We start from the raw sequence: 4,338 nt of genomic DNA, 5'->3' as shown, positions 1-4,338 counted from the left end.
ATCCAAGACGTTTAGATGCTAATAAGAAAGCAAGCGCAGAAGCTTAAAACAAAGGTTATTTTTAAAGGGGGATTTTTATGTGCAATTTTGTTGAACAAAATAGGAAATTATTTGATGAATTAGATAATTTAATAAATTCATTAGAAGTAGCTGATGAGAGTGCATTGATATTTGTGCTTAAAGAGGCTCAAGGGATATTTGGTTATCTTCCAAAAGAAGTTCAACTCCATATAGCTGAAAAATTAGGAGTATCACCTTCTAAGGTATATGGCGTTGTTAGTTTTTATTCTTACTTCTCAACAAATCCAATTGGAGAATACAAGATAAGCGTCTGTCTTGGTACTGTCTGTTTCGTCAAAGGCTCAGATAAAGTAATGGCTGAATTTGAAAAACAATTAGGAATTAAAGCTGGTGAAACTACTGAAGATCTTAAATTTACACTTGAAGGTTTAAGATGTGTAGGTGCTTGTGGGCTTGCACCAGTTGTAGTTGTAAACGGAAAAGTTTACGGACAAGCAACTGTAGATGATGTTTCAAAAATACTAGATAATTATAGAAATTTAGAATTAAGCTGTTAGGGGGTGCTTTTGATGAAAAAATTAAATACGATAGCAGAGTTAAAAGATGCTGTAAAAAAATATAAACCAATTCTCGATTTAAGAGAAAACCATACAGATGCTATACCAGATAAAAGAGATATACTAGTCTGTGGAGGTACGGGATGTACCTCTTCAGAGAGTTTACTTATTATAGAAAATCTAAAAGAAGAAATAAAAAATGCGGGGCTTGAAGACCACGCAATGGTACATTTGACAGGATGTTTTGGATTTTGTGCAATGGGTCCAATCGTTAAAGTATATCCTGACAATGTATTTTACGTTCATGTAAAACCAGATGACGCAAAAGAAATAGTTGAAAGTCATATAGGTAGAAATGAAGTAGTAGAAAGATTATTATTTGAAGAACCTGCACTTGATTATAAAAAAGTTCAAAAACACGAAGATATGCAATTCTATAAAAAACAACTTCGTATTGCATTAAGAAACTGCGGTCATATAAACCCAGAAGACATCTCAGAATATATAGCAAACGACGGTTATTTAGCACTTGCTAAATGTCTAGAAGAAATGACTCCACAACAAGTAATAGACGAAATGAAAAAATCAGGCCTTAGAGGGCGTGGGGGAGCAGGATTCCCAACAGGATTAAAATGGGCAGCAGCTGCCGAAAACAAAAGATTAAACGGACATAAGTATATTGTCTGTAATGCAGATGAGGGCGACCCAGGTGCATTTATGGATAGATCACTTCTTGAAGGCGACCCACACAGCGTACTTGAGGCTATGGCGATTGCCGGATATGCAACAGACTCTGATATTGGATATATATACATAAGAGCAGAGTATCCACTAGCAATAGAGAGATTAAAAATAGCAATAGCCCAAGCAGAAGAGGCAGGCGTTTTGGGTGAGGATATATTGGGAAGTGGATTTAACTTCAAAATAGAATTAAAATACGGTGCTGGTGCATTTGTCTGTGGTGAAGGTACAGCACTTATCAAATCAATAGAAGGTAATCGTGGTGAGCCAATCGTAAATAAATACTTTCCAACTGAACATGGTCTATGGCAAGCTCCAACTACTGTAAACAACGTGGAAACGTTTGGCAACATACCTGCAATAATAAATAAAGGTGCTGAGTGGTTCTCATCATTCGGTACAGAAGATTCAAAAGGAACAAAAGTTTTCGCCTTAGGTGGAAAAGTAAACAACGTAGGTCTTGTTGAAGTACCGATGGGGACTACTTTAAGAGAAATCGTATACGAAATAGGTGGAGGAATACCAGGAGGAAAAGAATTTAAAGCTGTTCAAACTGGTGGTCCATCTGGGGGATGTATATCAGCAAAAGACCTAGACACTCCAATAGATTTCAAATCGCTAGCATCAATAGGCTCTATGATGGGTTCTGGTGGTATGTTAGTTTTAGACGAAACCGACTGTATGGTCGATATATCTAAATTCTTCTTAGAATTTACTGTTGATGAATCATGTGGAAAATGTACTCCATGTCGTATAGGAAATAGAAGATTGCTTGAAATATTAAATAAAATATGCAGAGGTAACGGTACAGAAGAGGACTTAGTTAATTTAAAATCATTAGCTACAATAATAAAAAATACTTCTTTATGTGGTCTTGGTAAATGTGCTCCAAACCCAGTACTTAGTACATTAAATTGTTTCTATGATGAATATTTAGCTCACGTTAAGGATAAAAAATGTCCAGCAGCTAAATGTAGCGCTATGTTAAACTTCGTAATAACTGACGATTGTATCGGATGCGGATTATGTAAGAAAAACTGTCCAGCAGAAGCAATCACTGGTGAAAAGAAACAAAAACACACAATCAATACTACTAAGTGCTTGAAATGCGGGGCTTGTATGGAAAAATGTAGAAAAGGCGCAATAATAAAAGAGTAATTCACAAATATCGCATATACCGAGTTTTTAAAGGAGGAATCTATTAATGAGTTTAATTAATTTAACTATAAATGGAAAAGCTGTTGCTGTTGAAGAGGGGACTAATATTTTAGAGGCGGCAAAAAAAGTAAATGTAAAAATACCTAACTTATGTTATTTACATATAGATGATATAGGATTTGACAATAGCTGTGCATCATGTCGTGTCTGTCTAGTAAATGCAGATGGAAGATTGGTGCCATCATGTGCAACACTAGCAAAAGAGGGAATGAAGGTACAAACTAATACACCTGAAATAATTGAATTTAGAAAAGGTGTAGTCGAACTTTTATTATCTGACCATCCACAAGACTGCTACACTTGTACAAAATGCGGAAATTGTGGACTTCAAGATATAGCAGTTCAACTTGGAATTAAGAAGATAAAATTTGAAGGTGAGAGATTAGAAAAATCTAAAGACTACAGCTCTTTTTCTATAATGAGAGACAACGACAAATGTATCTTGTGCAGAAGATGTGAGACAATGTGTAATAAAGTCCAAACTGTAGGAGTATTATCAGGAATTAATAGAGGATTTTCTACAGAAATCGGGACATTCTTTGAAACAGATTTAGCAAAAACTGAATGCACATTCTGTGGTCAATGTATAAATGTATGTCCAACAGGTGCATTACTTGAAAAAGACAACACAGACGAGGCGTGGAAGTTGATTGCACAAAAAGATAAACCAGTTATGGTCCAAATCGCCCCAGCTGTCAGAGTTGGTATAAGCGAGGAATTTGATTTAAGACCTGGTACAATATCTACTGGCAAAGTCGTAGCTGCACTTAAAGAATTGGGATTTGACTATGTATTTGATACAAACTTCGCAGCCGACCTTACAATAATGGAAGAGGCAAACGAATTTGTAAATAGACTTACAAAAGGCGGTGACTTGCCTATAATGACTTCATGTTGTCCAGCGTGGGTAAACTTCTGTGAAAATCAATATCCAGATTTGACTAAATATTTATCAACTTGTAGATCACCACAAAGTATGTTCTCACCAGTAGCTAGATATTATTTTGCAGACAAAGTTTTAGATAAAAAGCCTGATGAAGTAAGCGTTGTATCTATAATGCCTTGTGTAGCTAAAAAATACGAAGTAAAAAGAAAAGAATTATCTCAAAGCAACATATTAGATACTGATTTATCTCTTACTGTTAGAGAGCTTGCTAGAATGATAAAATCAGCAGGTATAGATTTGGAAAACTTAGACGAAGAAAACTTCGACAGTCCGCTTGGATATTCAACTGGTGCTGCTGATATATTCGGTGTTACAGGAGGTGTACTAGAAGCTGCACTTAGAACTGCATATACTTTTGTCACAAAAGAAGAATTAGCAGATGATGCTATAGAATTTAAAGCAGTGAGAGGATTTGATGGAATAAAAGAGGCTACTATAAATGTAGCTGGTACAGATATAAATGTTGTTGCTGCGTCTTCTTTAGGATGTGCTAGAAAATTGATGGACGAGTTGAGAGATGATATAAAATCAGGAAGAAAACCTAAATACGACATAATAGAGATTATGGCTTGTCCTGGTGGATGTGTAAATGGGGGAGGACAACCGTTTACAAATGGCGACTACGAAAAAGTCAAAGCAAGAGGAGCAGGACTGTATACTATAGATAAAAATAAACCTCAACGTAAATCTCATGAAAATGAAGATATTAAAAAACTATATGATGAATTTTTAGGAGATATAGGAGGTCACAACGCTCATAAATATCTACACACACATTATTTTGATTAAATGCTATTTCTTTAAAATCAACTTGGAATGATACATTTTTCATATTTAAGCTGTGAAGCTCTTTTA

At 35.2% G+C, this 4,338-nt stretch carries 3 protein-coding genes; all 3 read left to right on the top strand.

Annotation, left to right across the window (positions count from 1 at the left end; translation table 11 throughout):
* Window positions 1-77: 77 nt before the first annotated feature.
* The 3 genes from I4U58_RS12845 to I4U58_RS12835 are packed head-to-tail and all read left to right on the top strand — an operon-like array spanning window position 78 to window position 4,272.
* Window positions 78-578, top strand: a complete 501-nt coding sequence (locus I4U58_RS12845) for an NAD(P)H-dependent oxidoreductase subunit E (RefSeq protein WP_195931740.1) — start codon at window positions 78-80, stop codon at window positions 576-578.
* A gap of 12 nt (window positions 579-590) precedes the next feature.
* On the top strand, window positions 591-2,477 hold the full coding sequence (locus I4U58_RS12840; protein ID WP_195931739.1) for an NADH-quinone oxidoreductase subunit NuoF: 1,887 nt from the start codon (window positions 591-593) through the stop codon (window positions 2,475-2,477).
* Window positions 2,478-2,523: 46 nt separating this feature from the next.
* Window positions 2,524-4,272 carry an NADH-dependent [FeFe] hydrogenase, group A6 gene (locus I4U58_RS12835; protein WP_195931738.1) on the top strand — a complete coding sequence of 583 codons (1,749 nt, stop codon included), beginning with the start codon at window positions 2,524-2,526 and terminating at the stop codon, window positions 4,270-4,272.
* Window positions 4,273-4,338 lie beyond the last annotated feature (66 nt).

The organism is Clostridium sp. 1001270J_160509_D11 (assembly GCF_015667935.1).
GTDB lineage: Bacteria > Bacillota > Clostridia > Peptostreptococcales > Peptostreptococcaceae > Intestinibacter.
This window is presented reverse-complemented; position numbering and strand designations above follow the sequence as displayed.